Source organism: Amycolatopsis sp. NPDC004772 (genome assembly GCF_053601215.1).
Map to the genome: position 1 here is coordinate 1 of NZ_JBSGBK010000182.1, position 1,305 is coordinate 1,305.

Here is a 1,305-nt window from a genome sequence, read left to right on the forward strand (position 1 = left end):
TCAGTGTCAGGGTGGTGTTGCCGCTGTTGCGGTGGTTGGGATCCTGGCCGCTGGTGACCTGGCTCGTAGCCTCGCTGCCGCCTGCTTGCGGGTTGGCGATCATGGGTTGTGCCGGTCACCGGTGGTCAGGGCCGACCGGCGTGACTTGATAGGAGCGTGGCAGCGCCCCCTACTGAGGTGTGTCCGCCGGCCGGCCCAGCCGTCCCTTCGAGCTGGAAGGAGACCATCCCATGGTGGTGGTGCTGGGTATCGATGTCCACAAGGCCACGCATACGGCAGTCGTCGTGGACGAGGTGGGCCGCAAGCTGGGCGAGAAGACCGTGCGGGCCACCGACGCCGGTCATCGGCAGTTGCTGCGCTGGACATTGCGCCAGTGGCCGGCCGAGCAGGTGCGCTTCGCGGTGGAGGACTGCCGGCACGTCTCGACCCGGCTGGAGCGGGCCCTGCTCTCGGCCGGGCAAACCGTGGTGCGGGTACCGCCGAAGCTGATGGCCGGCGCACGGTCAGCTGCCAGGACCCGCGGCAAGTCCGACCCCATCGACGCCCTCGCCGTCGCACGAGCGGCATTGCGGGAGCCGAATCTGCCCTCCGCCACTCACGACCGCGAGTCGCGGGAGGTCAAGCTGCTGGTCGACCACCGCGAGGACATGATCGGCACCCGCACCCGGATGCAGAACCGGCTGCGCTGGCACCTGCACGAACTCGACCCCGAACTCGACCCCGCCGCACGCGGCCTGGACCGGCTCTGCGAACTCGACCGGCTCACCACATGGCTGGCCCAGCAGCCGGCATCGATGGTCGTGCGGATCGCCGCCGAGCTGGTCACCGACATCCGCGGCCTCACCGTCCGCATCAACGCCCTCGAACGCGAACTGGCCGCACGAATGACCCGCACAGCACCCCGGCTGCTAACGCTGCCCGGCTGCGGCGCGCTGACCGCGGCGAAGATCGTCGCAGAGACCGCGAACGTCACCCGGTTCCGCTCCGAAGCCTGCTACGCCATGCACGCCGGAGTCGCGCCCATCCCCGCCAGCTCAGGCAACACCACCCGCCACCGCCTCGCCCGCGGCGGCAACCGCCAGCTCAACACCGCCTTACACCGCATCGCCGTCACCCAGATCCGCCTGCCCGGCCCCGGCCGCACCTACTACCTCAACCGCCGCAGCCACGGAGACACCACCATGGAAGCACTCCGCGCCCTCAAACGACGCCTCGCCCGCGTCGTGTTCAACCTCCTACGAACCGACACCACACCCCTCACAGCCACGCTCCCCGCAGCGGCTTGACATAGGAGCAACCCATGAC

The 1,305-nt window shown here is 69.7% G+C and carries 1 protein-coding gene; it reads left to right on the top strand.

The genetic code is table 11. The features are described 5' to 3' along the window. The first annotated feature begins 230 nt into the window (after positions 1-230). Complete coding sequence (locus tag ACWEF6_RS42885; protein WP_449688190.1) at positions 231-1,286, top strand: IS110 family transposase; 1,056 nt, start codon at positions 231-233, stop codon at positions 1,284-1,286. Positions 1,287-1,305 lie beyond the last annotated feature (19 nt).